The 15059-nt window shown below is 40.5% G+C and carries 12 protein-coding genes; 10 read left to right on the plus strand and 2 right to left on the minus strand.

The window, feature by feature from the left end; translation table 11 throughout:
• Positions 1-327 precede the first annotated feature (327 nt).
• From BLQ57_RS19535 to BLQ57_RS19580, 10 genes are all read left to right on the plus strand, one after another.
• A complete protein-coding gene (locus BLQ57_RS19535; protein WP_087941310.1) occupies positions 328-912 on the plus strand; it encodes a hypothetical protein in 585 nt (194 codons plus the stop codon).
• Positions 909-1529 (plus strand): hypothetical protein, encoded by a 621-nt coding sequence (locus BLQ57_RS19540; RefSeq protein WP_087941309.1) that lies wholly within the window; start codon positions 909-911, stop codon positions 1527-1529. The genes BLQ57_RS19535 and BLQ57_RS19540 overlap by 4 nt, the downstream gene beginning before the upstream one ends.
• A gap of 11 nt (positions 1530-1540) precedes the next feature.
• Positions 1541-2041, plus strand: coding sequence for a hypothetical protein (locus BLQ57_RS19545; protein WP_087941308.1), 501 nt, complete (start codon positions 1541-1543; stop codon positions 2039-2041).
• 179 nt (positions 2042-2220) lie between these two features.
• Positions 2221-4161, plus strand: a complete 1941-nt coding sequence (locus tag BLQ57_RS19550; protein ID WP_087941307.1) for a thiol-activated cytolysin family protein — start codon at positions 2221-2223, stop codon at positions 4159-4161.
• A gap of 122 nt (positions 4162-4283) precedes the next feature.
• Entirely contained in the window at positions 4284-5093 is an 810-nt protein-coding gene (locus tag BLQ57_RS19555; protein ID WP_087941306.1) for a hypothetical protein, read from the plus strand.
• Between the two features lie 4 nt (positions 5094-5097).
• Positions 5098-5706, plus strand: coding sequence for a hypothetical protein (locus tag BLQ57_RS19560; RefSeq protein ID WP_087941305.1), 609 nt, complete (start codon positions 5098-5100; stop codon positions 5704-5706).
• A gap of 13 nt (positions 5707-5719) precedes the next feature.
• Complete coding sequence (locus BLQ57_RS19565) at positions 5720-6070, plus strand: DUF4870 domain-containing protein (protein WP_087941304.1); 351 nt, start codon at positions 5720-5722, stop codon at positions 6068-6070.
• 2 nt (positions 6071-6072) lie between these two features.
• Complete coding sequence (locus tag BLQ57_RS19570; protein ID WP_087941303.1) at positions 6073-9108, plus strand: hypothetical protein; 3036 nt, start codon at positions 6073-6075, stop codon at positions 9106-9108.
• A 19-nt stretch (positions 9109-9127) separates the two neighbouring features.
• Positions 9128-9832 (plus strand): hypothetical protein, encoded by a 705-nt coding sequence (locus tag BLQ57_RS19575; RefSeq protein WP_087941302.1) that lies wholly within the window; start codon positions 9128-9130, stop codon positions 9830-9832.
• Positions 9833-9851: 19 nt separating this feature from the next.
• Positions 9852-10448: a hypothetical protein gene (locus BLQ57_RS19580; RefSeq protein WP_139162826.1), complete on the plus strand. Its 597-nt coding sequence runs from the start codon at positions 9852-9854 to the stop codon at positions 10446-10448.
• Between the two features lie 54 nt (positions 10449-10502).
• On the opposite strand, the gene BLQ57_RS19585 is transcribed toward BLQ57_RS19580, so the two are convergent.
• Positions 10503-14483 carry a hybrid sensor histidine kinase/response regulator gene (locus BLQ57_RS19585; RefSeq protein WP_087941300.1) on the minus strand — a complete coding sequence of 1327 codons (3981 nt, stop codon included), beginning with the start codon at positions 14481-14483 and terminating at the stop codon, positions 10503-10505.
• A gap of 221 nt (positions 14484-14704) precedes the next feature.
• Positions 14705-15059 (minus strand): transposase (locus BLQ57_RS19590; protein WP_139162706.1); only part of this gene is annotated, 355 nt, incomplete at its 5' end.

A 15059-nucleotide genomic window follows, 5' to 3' on the forward strand; every position in this document is an offset into this window, starting at 1 on the left:
CATCCTGAAGGACAAAACAGCATACAAAGAACTCGGAGCAGAATACTTGGAAAGCCGAAAGAAGGACAGACAGATCCAACATTACCTGGACAAACTCAGGGAACTTGGAGTGGAACTGAACAAGGAAAAGGTAGCATAAAAAAACAAAGGTCGGTTTTTACTGGAGGTTGAAACATCGTTGTGAAAACAACGAAACCCCGTACATGAAATTGACATCAGACGCTAAGCACACAGGAGTATTGCCGTGAGCATGAACATGAAAATTTAACTTCTTAGCGTCTTTTTATTCCTTTACCTAAAAATGAAAAAGAAACAAATTATAAACACATGAAAACTCCCAGCTATTTACACTTTATTCTCGGAATTGCCTTCGCAGGTTTATTTGCTTGTGGCGGGGCTGAAAATTCAAAAAATGACTCTGCACCGTTAGCAAGCTCAGAATCCGAAGAAAAAGTGAGTAATTCTTCGACTAGTTCAGGTCCCGTTTCGAAATCGGATCTCTTAGATTGGCTGCCCATGAATCATGCCGGCTTTACCCGGGAAAAAGAGCCTTCTGTTGATCATGGAGATCTCCCTAGAGTACAAGTGAGATATATTTACGATGAAAATCCCGAGAAGCGATTTACCCTTGACATATTGGATGGGAAAGGGCCTTTGGTCGTAGCCGTGAATGGAATGATCAATGCAAACCTGGGAGAGGAGTATGATGAGCCCTTGCTGGACGGCTATGCCAAAGTCTATATAAATAAGGGTATCAAAGCATTTGAGCGGCATACACCGGCGGATGGAAAAGCTTTTTTACAATATGCTGTAGATGATCGGTTTTACTTCAATTTTCAGGGAGAGCAAATGAGCCCAGATGTTTTTTGGGAATTTCAAAAGATTCTGGACCCTTTAGCTATTTCCCCATGAAACGAATATTTCTCAGAGCTCTTTTGATTTTTTCTGCGATTTCTCTGGTATCAGCTTGCCAGCGAACGGAGCACTTCATGGATCGAATAGAACCTCCCGTGAAAGTGATTAATGAATCTCAGAACCGCCGAGATTCAGGAGGAAATCAAACTGTAGCTGAAGGAATCCCCCTTGGAGAAAAAATACCGATTTCTAAAGAGGTTTTGAAAACCTGGGTACCTGAGACGGTAGGCGATTTTAGACGAATTCAACTCCTTTCAGGTCATCGGGAAGAGTCAGGTATTGTATCTGTTTTGGCAGATTATCAGCATAGGGATTTGAAGGCGGTAGGGATCAAAGTGGAGATTTTAGATGGTGCGGGTGGAAATGGATCGATTCTGATTCAAGCAGCACAGGAGCGACTCAAGTTGGATATCGAAGAAAACAAAGAGGATATGCTAACTAAAATACATCTCCGAAACGGACAGCGTGTCAGAGAATCAGAAAATAAAAAACAACAGTTTGCTGAGATCGAATTTGTCGATCAAAATCGATATCTCTTTCAGATCAAGGGATTTGGCCTCAGTTTATCTCAGTTGTGGGAGTTTTCATCAGCCGCAAGTTTTCAACAACCTTAATTAATAAAATCATGAAAAAACAACTCTTAATTTTCGCATTTCTATTAGGATCTTATTCCCTATCAGCCCAATCCCTAGAGGGAAGAATCCGGATTGAGGGGTTCTCTAGTGGTCAGGTTCTCAAAGAATCTGTTCCCGTTGATTTGTTCAAAAGTTTTAAAGAGAACCAATACAAAATACTGTTTTCTTACAAAGCTGATCAGGTAGGAAAGCGAGGAATAGTCCTCTTTGATATGAAAACCACTCTGATCAAAGATGGCAAAACAATCCATCACAGCTCACGGGGAAATTGGCCCTGGATTCCTGGAGATATGTATGTGCCCATAGAAGCTTTTGATTTGATTCCGGCTCTGCAAAATGAAGTTTATGAAATGCCTGTTCCGAGACTGGATTGGCCTAAACTAGATACTAATCTTCCAAAAGGGAAATACACTGTACGTTTGGAAATGGTCCCGGTAGGAGAAATCCGAGGATCGATTTCGCCGGCTGAATTTAGTTTTCGAATTGAATGATTTTTGTTACAATGAATTAAAAAAGTCCTGGATGCTGTTCAGGACTTTTTTATTGACGCAGGCCTCATTCTACATCGAATGATACATAATTGATATCGTTTGGTAGGTATTTTTTATCCAAAGGGGTGCGAATTCGAGAGATTTGGTCAGGAATAAATTTTCACCTAACTCATTTAATTATGAATTTTCTACCTAACCCCCCACTTTGGAAAAATCTAAGGAGAATTTTCCTCATCATTTTCCTAGGAGTCCTTGTCATGGATTCGCTTCATGCCCAAGTAAGTCGGCGTACAAAGACGGAAACCAAGCCACCTGTGAAAACAGATCCCAAAACTGGAGCTCCAATCTATGAAGTCAAGCCGATGACAGTCATCATGTCAGTGACTCCTATGGATTTATTTGCTACCATTACAGAAGGTAGTCCTACTTCGACTGGCGGGAGGAGAAGTCTGATGGCTATTGGAGACGGATCATTGAACGATGTGCATAGGTCAGACGTCCGTAAATTAAGTGATCGGAATAGCTCGACAGTTTACTGTACCCGAGAGCGGCTCAACTTGGAGTCAAAAATTAAGGCATTCGAAGAAATGCCAGTAGGCTCGAGGCCGGACTGGTTGAAGCCGGGCATTATTCTGAAGGCTAGCAGCTTTGTCAATGGCTCCTATCAAATTGAAGAGAACTATGATCGGCACCCCATTACGATTTCCGCCTCTAACTTAAGAGGCAGTACCACCTATGTGGAAGTTGATAATCCGAAGGCGAAATCAAAGCTAACCGAGGCTGAGAATAAACTCATTTCTCAAAGTGCGCTTGAGGTATCCGCAAACATGAAGTACGAAATGACCGAAATCAAAAGTAGGGAAGACCTGAGTTTTAAACTTACGGGCAGGTATTCAGGTGGATTAGGGTCTTTTGCCGCCTCCTTAGGGATCGAGGCAGGAACGCAGAAAAATTACCATTATTATTTGGTAGAATTCAGTCAGTATATGTTTTCGCTGGAAGTAGATGGACTAGATACGGAAGCTGTATTTAAGACCTCAGCCCAAGTACCCTATAAAGACTACGTCTATATCTCAAAAGTGGATTATGGTAGAAAAGGTGGAGTGCTTTTTAAAAGTAAACGATCTATTCAAGAGTATGGAGCTAATATTTCGGCCAGATCTGGATTTGCCGGAATTTCTCAATCTCAATTGAATGCCTTATATAATCAACTTATCGATAATAGTGAGGTAGAAATCAAGGTTTTCATGTATGGAGGGACCAGCTCGAGTGCTGCCAATACTATCGTAGATGCTAAAAATGATGGGATTCCAAATATTGGAAGTTGGATTTCTTCTCAGGCAGGAGACCACAGATATGCTTTGCCCATAGGTTTTGAATTAAAAAACCTGTGGAATCAGCAGGTGGGAATGGATAATTCGATGATTCAGGAAATCGAAACCTGTGTGGAGAAGCGGAATTATCGATTAAAGATGACGCTCACAGACATCCAAAATATCGATGGCCGAGATGGTGGGGGAGATGATCCGGATGATTACGGGTTGCAAATGGCTGTTGTGCTAAAGGCTCAGGGGAAAGTTTTTCAGCCGAAAAGCACTCAAATCAACAAATTTCCAGGGGCTCCTTGCGGCTTTGGTGATCCTAGTCGAAACCAAATTTCTGGTCCTTACACCTGCTGGATGGGTGGTGGAGTAAACAATCAAATTCACGTACGTGAGAACCGAACTTCCCGTGATCCTTTTCAGATCAACAATACCCTTGTTTTTGATATTCCTTGGGATGCATACAAAGATCCAAACCATGAAATGAAAATCTACACTTGGTTAAAGGAATACACTGGTTCAAATGACAAGGTGATTCACGATAATTCTATTGGTGTGGAATTGAGAGAAGTTTTGGATGTTTTGTCAGGGATTAAAGCCTTAAATCCAACCAAGACTTTTCCAGATGGACAAATTGCTCAAGGCGGATACAGATTTACTGATTTTGGGGCTACCAATACTCTTTGGTTGACGAATGTTCCGGAGACTAGTGGTAAGCACATCATTGAGGGCCCGATCAAAGCAGGAAATGCTGGAGAAAAAGCTGCCATCTGGGTTCGTTTTGAACTGTTGAATTAACCTAAATCGCCCCTCTAGCCTACTTAGAGGGGCGATGTTACCATTTTTATATCATTTGATACATCATTGATATCCCATTTTTAGCTCAACCGAGAACTTTATCCCATCAAAATCAAAACGATATGAAAAAATCAATTTTAATTCTATTAGCTCTGGTGTGCAGTATTCCCATCGCGGAGGCTCAGTTTCTTAAAAATCTGAAAAAACGAGTAGAGGAGCGGACCAAAGAAGTCATCGAATACAAAACTGCCGATAAAGCCGGTCAAATGACTGAAAATGCTTTGGACAAAATTCTTAATCCAAACCTGGAGGGATTGATGAAAGGTGGGGGCAAAGGAATGTCCGTCGATGCATCCGAATTACCTGATAATTATATTTTCGAGTACCGGTATGCGATGAAGATGTCCACATCATCAGGTGAAATGCAGTTTGATTATTTCCTCAATCCCAATGAATCCTACCTCGGCTACAAAATGGATATGGGTATGGATCTTTTTTCGATTATCGATGAAGAGCGAAAAGTCATCGTGAATTATATCGACGGAAACCCCATCGCCACTTCTATGGATATAGCCGAGAACATGGATATTGAGGAAGATGAATACTTGGAAGATTTCCAAAATTTTACACTTACTGAGCTTCCGAATAAAGAGTTTCTCGGCTATGACTGTATCGGGAGAGAGATGGAAAATGAGCAATATAAGTTCACCGTCTATTTTGCTACTGACATGCCCGCAAATTTTGATAATGTCTTCAATAATACCCAAACCAATTTACCTCCAGAATTACAGCGTTTTGCTGAGGATTATCCTAACAGTCTGATGATGTATATGGAGATGGAAGACAAAGAAAACAAAGGCAAAAAGAACGGAAGTGCTACGATGGAGTGTGTCGCTTTTGAATCCTACGAATACACTATTTCTAACCGATAATACAATGAACTATAAAAACAAACTACTACTCTTATTGATCAGTGTGTTCGCTTTTTCCTGTCAGAAAGATGATGATATGGAGCCGTTTGACTACGAATACTTTTCGGTGGATATCACCGGTGATGTCTCTGGAAATATTGTCTATGATGAATCCAAATATGTGGGTACCGAGGGCGAGACGCTGCTAACCGATGATTTTGATACCTATTTAATGATTACAGCTACCGAGTTTGACCGGACGATGACGCTGAATTTTTATCCACCGGATGATAATCCAAGAGCGGGGGATGTGCTCTCGGTGACCATCAAAGCTCCCGAACTGAAGCCTTGGACTCAATCCAACGAATACATCACGGTATATATCAATCAGTTGCAGCAATATGATGATTACGCCATTGTGAGCTATTGGAACGATGCCGAAGAGCGGGATTATGTCTCTTATTACCGCTTTGAAAATACCAGCAACTCGGTTATTATCGAAACAGACGGAGATATGCTTACGGGTGAAGTGACCGGACTGAGACTGGAGACTTTCAATGGTTCTCACTTCATTAGGATTGACAATTTCACCTTCAGGATGCGTCCGGGTGACGAAGGCTTATTAATGAACTAAAATTTTTGAAAATATGGAAGAGACGAAAGAAAACTTGGCAGTATCAGTTAATCCTGAAGGAAAAACAGAGGCCATTATTGCCTACATCACTGTGATTGGTTTGATTATCGCATTCGTGATGAACAATGAGAAAAAGTATCCCTTCACCAAGTTTCATATCAAGCAGTCCTTGGGCTTGGTAGTGGTCGGTTTGGTCCTGGTGATAATTAGTTTGATCCCCATTTTAGGTTGGATTATTTACCTGATAGGCCTGGTTGTGATGATTTATATGTGGGTGATGGGCTTGATTCACGCAGTCAATGGTCGTATGGAGCCTGTACCCATTTTGGGAGATCAATTTGAAGAATGGTTTAAAAACTTTTAATCATGTCCTATTCCTCAGATCGAAGAGAATTTTTCAAGAAACTGGCATTTTTTGGTTTAGTGTCATCTACAGGAGGCTGGTTGGTCTCCTGTGATGACGCTGAGATTCAGCCCGAAAATCTAGAAGGCGGTGTTTTCCAGGTTTGGCGAGAAATGCAGCAGTTGATCCAATCTAGTCCAGACTGTCTGATCAAAGCCTATGAACGCGTCAAAGAAAGTAAGGATCCCAAGGAGATGTTAGCATTTGTGCGGGACTCCATTTTCCTGATCCCTGCCAAGGAAGCTTCGCTTCGAGGAATGGGTACAGCAATGCGTGGGGGAATTAGAGGCGTTTTGAGGGATGGTTTTGCTACGCCTAGGGAAAAGGCAGAAGTATTGAGGCAACTTTTCGAGGAGTCAGGAATCAAGGCGGACGTCGTTTTTGAGCGAACTGATTTTGATGAAGAAAAGGTCAAGTCCTTGTTTTTTAGGCCTAAGGAAAATGAAATTTTAACAGATTTGAATGAGGGTCAATTGGATCGGTGGATGAAAATGCTCCAACTTTCCGAATCGGACCTTGAGGAACTTACCTTTATCAATTCGGAAGAAAAAGAGGCTGAAAAATTAGCCAATCAACTTTGGAATCTCATTCCCGAGAAAGAAAAAATCCGGTTTCATGATTTTGATTTTCGTTGGGATAATTCCCGCTGTCCTGCTGTCCAATTTCAATGGGAAAATAAAACGCTCATTGCACACCTTTTTGATCCGAATGTGCCATTTGGGGAAGCTTTTAATGCTGGAAATAAGGTCCGAAGTGCTGATCCTGCGGAATACATTTTGGATCAGGTCGAGTTCAGGTTAAGCTATCGAGACAATATCAATCCCGCTGAGGAGAAAATTCTTTTGACCAAAAACTACGAGGCAAAAGATCTGATTGGGAGGCAAGTTCATTTGGGTTTTTATCACGGGTTGGACTGGATGGAGCAGGTGAGCACTTCTTTTAATCAAGTGCGTGTGTTTACACCGGCGATAAGTATTGAGCGTCCTGATCTTTCTGAAGATGAGCAAGTGGATCTGGCCCAATTGGGTGATACGATTACCCTGGAGGGCCAGAAAATAGAGGTAGATGAAAAGGCAAAGATTATCCGAGTCAATGGTTTTCCGATCAATTGGACAGAGGAATCCACGCGAGCAAAAGACGTATCCGAATTAAAGTTGAAAATAACTGCGGGACTTCCTTCACTGGTTAAAATAGAAGTTTGGCCGACTGATCAAGAAGGAAATCTGGTAGAGGGATTGATGGCTTCTGATTTTGAATTTTTGGAAAATGATCTTCCGCTCAGTCCCTTGATGGAGTCCAATGAAATAGCACCTAAAGTGCTGATCCTTTACGATACCTCGCTGAGTATGCCGGTTGAATATCGAAATGAAGGGATGGAAGCTTTTTTGGAAAAATTGGAAGATGGAATCCGAGAGGATTTTCCGAAAGCTTCGGTGACAAGTTGGGCCACCGATTCTTCCTTGTACCGATGGCTGCGCAAAGCCAGTCAAACTTCCTTTGACTTAATCCTTTTTGCCACTGATGGGGATAATAAGGATGAGCTGAAAGAAGAAGACTTGGATGCTTTTCGAGCGGGTCCACCGGTGATTGTCTTGGATGTATTTAATTCGACTCGAGCGAGTAGCCGGGAGGTTTTCGAAAACCTTGCCGTCTCCAGTGAAGGTAAGATTATCAATGCTCAGGATCAAAGTTTCGCGCAGCAGGAGATTTTGAAGCAGCTTTCCCTGCTGGAATTGCCACCCTATGTATTTACTTTTTATGGTTCACTTCAATCGGAAAGCAATGAAATTAAGGTCTCTGTTGATTCCGAACGAGTTAGTATCAGTGAAACTTATCAATTCAAATTTAGAGAAAGATCCCAATCGATCGGTCCGAAAATTATTGGGATTTATTTAAAAGTAAAATTCGGAAATCAAACGACCGAGCGGGTATTGGCCGGTTGGGATCCGGTAATCGAGGAAGAAACTCAAATCGGGAAAATCCATTCAGATGAAGTGAGGAACCTGTTTTTTGGTTCGGTCATCATCGGAGCAGAAGGGCAAGGACCTACTTTTGCGAATGCATTGAATGAACTTTTGGAATATAGGCTCAGCAATCAATCCTGGATCGAAGCGGTAAAAGCGGAAAATCATGATCAGGCTATTGAAGCCATCGAAAAGTCAAACTGGATTTACGATCCCTTGATGATTCATCTTTTGGCACCTTTGCCGGATCAAGTCACAAAGGATTCCTTGACTTTTGCCAGTGGCATTCGACTGGTTATAATCAAACGTAGCGCTGGAATCAACCAGGAATTTTCCGAAGATTCAGTAGATATTTTACCTACGTCAAATTTTGTGACGATATCAGAAGGCCTGGAGAAAAGTTTTCGGCTGAATCTCAAAAAGACTGCCCATCTAGCTTTGGTGGAGGGATCATTTTTCGAAGAAAGTACATTAAGCCTATTGGCCAATTCTGATTTGATCAGTTCCGATGAAGCCAAAAATGAGGATTGGTTTGAGGAGCAACTTCGTGATGGTCCTTATGCCAGCTTTTTCAGGGAATATTGGAGTCGAACCGGTTCGGAAGTTAAGATTTTTGGAAAGGATCTAAACTCCCTAGCTTATTGGCAAATCGATAAGAAGACGGGAGAGCTTTTAGGTATTTTACCGGATCAAACGGGTGGAGGAAAGCGAAAAGTTTATACCCAATATGATGATCTGAATACAGTCATTAAAAATTATACCCGCACGCTCAATAAAAATCCGGGGCGAAGTATTGGTTTTCTAGGGTTTCATTTGATGCTCTTGAGACTTTATGCGATTGCCTCCCATGCCATCAAAACAATGGATACACGAAACTTAGAACAAGATGTGCTCAATGCCCTTCAGATGCGAGCCTGTGATGCAGCTTGGTATATCCACAGCGGGCTTTCTGGGCGTCCCCAAAAAATTATGGGAGGATTGGCCAAACTAATCAGTATGATGGATAAGACAAGCGATGATTTTCCATGTGAATAAACTTTAACCTATAAAATATATGAAAAAACTACTTGGAATCTTGACGATTGGGCTCATGTCCATGACCATGCAAACTGCTGATCCTGTGATAGGGACTGTAGAGGGGTTTGAAAAATTTCCAGACATGAAGCTGGTCCTATTTACCCTTGGGGCCGATCATCCGATCGAAATAGGATCGGTAGCTAAAGGTGGGGAGTTTTCGATTGACCTCACTAATGCTGATTTACCGGAGGATATGCCTGTAGAAGATATGGCAGTCTTTTTTGGGGATTTAAACCAAGCCTTCGATGGGCCTTTTTCCTATGATGATTTTGGATTGGTAGCTGATTTTTTGGCACTGAAAAATCCTTATATCTCCATCATGGCGAGTAAAAATCGCTGGGCGGGTGTGGTGTTTCCTGTTACCAGTGAAGAGATCAAAAACTGGATAGAAGATTCTGGCTATAATAATGCTGTACCGGGATCGTATTTGAATATTGTCTTTCTGGAGCAAGCAGCCACGTTGGATTTTCCAGTAACCACCAAGATGCCTTATGAAGGAGAAGAGATACCAGTGGAGTATCAATTTAATTTGAATCTTGAGCCGGGGTTCAACTGGGTGCAATACGATATTGAGGAAGTGTATGAAACTGACCCCAAAATTAGAGGCTCATTTCCATCCAAGATCACCATAAGGAATATGGATGATCCCAGTCAATTTCGTTGGATTGGGAAGTTTTTTTGAGGAATTATATGACAAAAATATGAAAGAACTAAGAATGTATAAGGTCTTAATAATGTTTATTCTGGGTTTTTTGATTTCTTGTTCTGGGCCTTCTTCAGAGAGAAAAGAGCAGGAAAATGATGATCAAGAATTGATAGAATCAGAAGTAAAGAAGGAGATGGATGAATATCCCTACTATATCCGTGCAAGAGTAGATGGGGAATTGCGAGAGTTTAATAATCCGGATATGCTCTATATCATGGTAGGGAGTTTTATCCCGGGAATCTTTGAAGCGAGTATTGTAGGTGGTGCACTTAATGAGAATGATAATGGAAGCCCAGAAGGGTTTAATATTGCTATCAAAGACGAAGAAGAAATTCGGGTGGGTAGTTATGATTTCTTGGAGCCGTTTGAATCCACTGGATACGGACTGCGAGGTGCGAGTTTAGGGTATTACACAAAAAGTAATAACAAGACCTATGTTTCTGACGTGGATGAAGAAGACCCAGCTTTTGAATTAACTGAGCTCACTGAAAAAGAAGCCAAAGGAACTTTCTCAGGTCGGGTGTATGATATGATCACTAAAGAATCGGTGATGATCACAGAAGGAGAATTTTATCTGGAGCGGATAAATTGATCATATTCAAGTGATTTGATTATTCTTTGCTTTATGGTATGGAATTGAAGTGATTTATTCTAATTTTCTTCTTTTCAATTTAAATTCAGAAGGTGTGATTTCATAAGTATCCTTAAACCATTTATTAAAAAGGGATGGTGAACTGAATCCCACCGAATAAGCGATTTCAGCTATGGTATCATCTGTTTTCTCTAGTTTTTGTAGAGCTTTGCGTAAGCGCTGATCCCGAATGAAAGCAGAGGTAGACAATCCTGTCAATGCAGTGAGTTTGCGATGCAGTTGCATGCGGCTCATTCCCAGTTTCTGACTGAAGTCATCCACCGAAAAATTTGATTCCAGGAGGTCTGAATCAACAATCTCCTGGACTTTTTGTAGAAAGCGTTCGTCTGTGGTACTTACCGCAATCTCTCTAGGTGAAATTTCTGTTTTTCCTGAATATCGGACTCTGAGATTGTTTCGTAGCTCAATCAATTTTTCCATTCTCAACAATAATTTTCGAGTGGAAAATGGCTTGATCATATAGTCATCCGCTCCGACTTCTAGACCTTTTAGCATTTGCTCCTCTTCTGATTTGGCGGTCAAAAGTATAATGGGAATATGGGACGTCTTTTCGTCAGTTTTTAAGGTTTTGCACAGTTCTATTCCATCCAATTCGGGCATCATTACATCAGAAATAATCAAATCAGGAATCTTTTGAAATGCTAAATAAATCCCTTCTTTTCCATTTTTTGCGGAGATTAAATTGTAATATTCCTCCAAGTCATTTTCAAGAAATAACCTAACATCCTCATTATCCTCAACTACTAAAACTAGAGGAGCCTCTTCCTTTTTGTTTTTTGGATTTTCAATGGAATTGATTTTTGGATTATCGGAGGGCTCTTCATTGACATCTTTTGGAGAAAAAGAGAACTTATCGACCGGTAGGTGAATTTCCACTTCAAAGATTTCCGGGTCGTCTAAATTCAATTTTAATCTTCCTCCATGAAGTTCTGTGAGATCCTTAACCATGGGAAGGCCAATGCCAAAACCTTCTGATTTTTGATCAGGTTTATAGAATTTGTCAAACAATTGATCCTTTTCTTCCTGACTATATTTTCTGGAACTCTGATTTTTGACTTTAATTACAGCTTCATTATCAATGATTTTAGCCTCCAATTTAATTTCTGTATTCGGTTTCCCGTATTTGATTGCATTTTGGATCAGATTGCCTATGATTTTTTCCACTTTATCTGAATCAAACCATATTTCAGTCATCAAGGGAATCGAAGGGTTCAATTTCATCCCTTTTTCCGATGCGTGGTAAAAGAAATTCATTACTATAGTCTGAAGCAGTAGTCCCAAATTTCCTTTTTGGATTTTCAAATTAAGTCTACCGGTTTTGATTTTACTGGCTTCGAGCAGTTGATCCACCAGATTAAGCAAACGTGTGGAGTTCTGTTTGATCAGGTTAAGTTGGGACTTGATGACAGGATTTTCGGATTCTTTCATCAGGCGCTGAACGGGTCCCATAATCAGGGTCAATGGAGTACGGAACTCATGAGAAACATTGGTGAAAAAACTGGTTTTAAATTCATCAATTTCTAATAATCGCTTAGTTTCTTCTTCTTTCAATTTTAATTCATATTGTATTTTCCATCGCCATCTTAGGTAATTTAAAATCCAGAAAATCCCAATTAAAAAGATTAATGCGTAGATTAATTTTGCCCAAATGGTCCCATACCAAGGGGGTAGAATGGTGAAACTTAACCCTGTAGGCTCCTCACTCCAGATATTATCATAATTGCTTGATTTAGCCCAAAAGGTATAGTCTCCTGCGGGTAAATTGGTGTATCGAGCTTGATTGTTTGTTTTGTTTACTATCCAGCCCTCATCATAACCTTCTAATTTGTATTGATATTGATTCTTGTCGGGAGAAGAAAAAACCATACTTGCCATCGAAAAAGTGAGTGTATTTTGTCCATGGCTAAGGGTAAGGTATTCGGTTAATGGGAGAGAGGTATCTACTGCATTTATTTGTGTAATTGCTGTTTTAGGAGGGGCTTGATTTAAAGAAATATCCTCGGCGTGAAACCAATAAAACCCCTCTAAACTTCCAAAATACAAGGTTCCGTTTGGGTGGCGGAAATATGCACCTGTGTTAAATTCGGTAGCCAACCCATCGTAGTTGGTATAGTTTGTAATCGCGAATTTAGAACCGTTTTTCTGTATTTGCGAGATACCTTTATTAGAGCTTAGCCAGAGGTCTCCATTCTCGTCGGGAAGGATACCGTAGATGACATCGTTGGCTAGACCATTTTCTGATGTGAAAAGCTCTAAATCACCCGAATTGAGATCCATTCTATTGAGCCCCGCACCATTAGTTCCTATCCATAGGTCATTTTCTGGAGAAAGAAACAAGGATTTGATTCCATTGCTGCTGATCGATTTGGGGTTGGATTCATCTGCTTGAAAGCGTTCGAATTTCCCGGTTTTTAGATTCAGTCTTGCGATTCCCTGATTTTCAGTTCCTATCCAAAATTCATCCTCAGAAGCTTGGATGATTGTCCTGATGTTATTGTCAGGAATGCTGTTAGTGTCGAGCGGGTCATGTGTAAATTGTTCTTTTACACCCTCTTCCGGGTCAAACCAGATCAAACCGTCATTTCGAGTGCATAACCAAAATCTGTTTTGATCATCTTTTAAAATTTTCCAAACCGTATTGGCAAAAAGTTGAGGCTGACTTTCTTGGCTAAAATGCCTAAAGATGCCTGTTTTGGTATCCAAAATGCTCAATCCCCCATCCTGATACCCAACCCAAACCTGACTCTTATCACCGATCAGGCTCATCACACGATTGCTGATTATAGAATTATTGCTATTGGGTTCTTCGGTAAAGGTTTTCCAGGTTTGTGATTTGGGGTCAAACCGAGTCAATCCTTTTCCTGAAGTACCGACCCAAACCACCTCTTGATCATCCACAAAAATTGCTCTGACTACGTCAATATTGATGTTTTCAGGTAGCTGTTGGTTATGATAAAAATTGAATTTTTCCAGGTAGGAATCGTAAAAACTCAGTCCAGCCCCGTCCGAACCCATCCATATCGTCCCAGTGTAATCCTCATATAGACATAGAATGTCATTGTAGTGAATGGATCTTGGATTTTGTTTACTGTAGGTGAAGTTTTGAACCTCTCGTGTCTCAGGGTCTAATAGAAAGCTACCTTTTCCATAAGTGGCAATCCAAATTTTTCCCTGCGAATCCTGGAAAAGATCCAAAACCATAGATCTGTCAAGAGGGTGCTCTGAGATTTGTAAATATTCGGAAATGGGTGTTAGTGCTACTCCATTGGGGTCAGCTACCCATAATCCTTCTTTTAAGGTTCCGATAAGTATTTTTTCCTCCTTCAAGAGTAATGCTGAGGAAAAAGGGGATGATTCATTTCCTTTTATCAGGCTTTTTATGTTGAAGTTGGACTTATCAAAAAGTGCGATTTCATCTTTAAAGGTGATCAAAAGTTGATCTTTAAAAGCTGTAATATCCACAATCTCTTTGGATGGGTTTGCCCAGATATTTTCAGCTTTGAGGAGTTTTTCATTCCACAGTAAAAGCTGTCCTGAAAGGGTTCCAAACCAGATTCTTCCATCCGAGTCTTCAAAAACCTCATTTGCTGATTGGATCCCTTCAATGGGCTTGAAGTTTCCTTCCCCATTTTCTAACAACTCCGGAATATTGGTGTCCGGAATAATCCAAATATTACCCTTTTGATCAGCCAATACTTTTCCTAGGATGACTTGATTTTCTTGGGTGATATCATTGAATTTTTTAGGATAAATGATGAATTGATTTCCATCGTATCTATTGAGTCCCTCCTGAGTGGCAATCCACAAGAAACCCTTGGGGTCTTGGCTAATCGATACCGCACTATTTTGGGAAAGTCCATCATTGACAGAAAGTTGACGGAAAGAAACATTCTCTTGAGCATGTACTAGCCCAATTTTCCCTATCAGGATCATTGCGCCTAAAAGAGTGATAAAAAAGTTCCTTGAAATTGACATTTCTTACAATATAGTTTGGATTATATCATTAATAATAAGTATAAGTTTTAATAATTATAAAAATAAAGAATTCTATTCTGTAAAAATTGAAATTTTTGATTCAGTTTTCAAGGGGTGTTACCTACATACTAGATTCTGTTACGGCTGTTACATCTCAACTGTCATCTTTCAGCTAGCTTCGAATTTCTCATTGAATGTTCAGTTGTGAAGATTAAAAGGCTCTATGTGGAATATAGTGGGTAGTCGAATTTGAGTTTCCCAGCAATGAAATAAATCATGTTAATGTAGTTGTCAATGTTCCTGTACCCTCTGGCTCTTTTTTTGGCTAACTGTATTTTGGAATTAATGCCTTCGAGGACTCCGTTGTTTAAATTGGTTTCTGTATAGCTTACAATTCCGAACCAATGTGCCTGTATGGTTTTGGCCGCCTCCATGAACGGGAATATCTTGGATTCTTTTACAAGGTCACACCAATAGGAAAGGTATGCAGCAGCCTCTTCTTTGTCCTTAAAGTCCCAAAACTCGTTGAACAGTTCTTTGAGCCTATAAGCATTGGAAATGCTGGGCAGCAGTGTC

The sequence above is a fragment of the Algoriphagus faecimaris genome, assembly GCF_900101705.1.
GTDB classification, from domain to species: Bacteria; Bacteroidota; Bacteroidia; order Cytophagales; family Cyclobacteriaceae; genus Algoriphagus; species Algoriphagus faecimaris.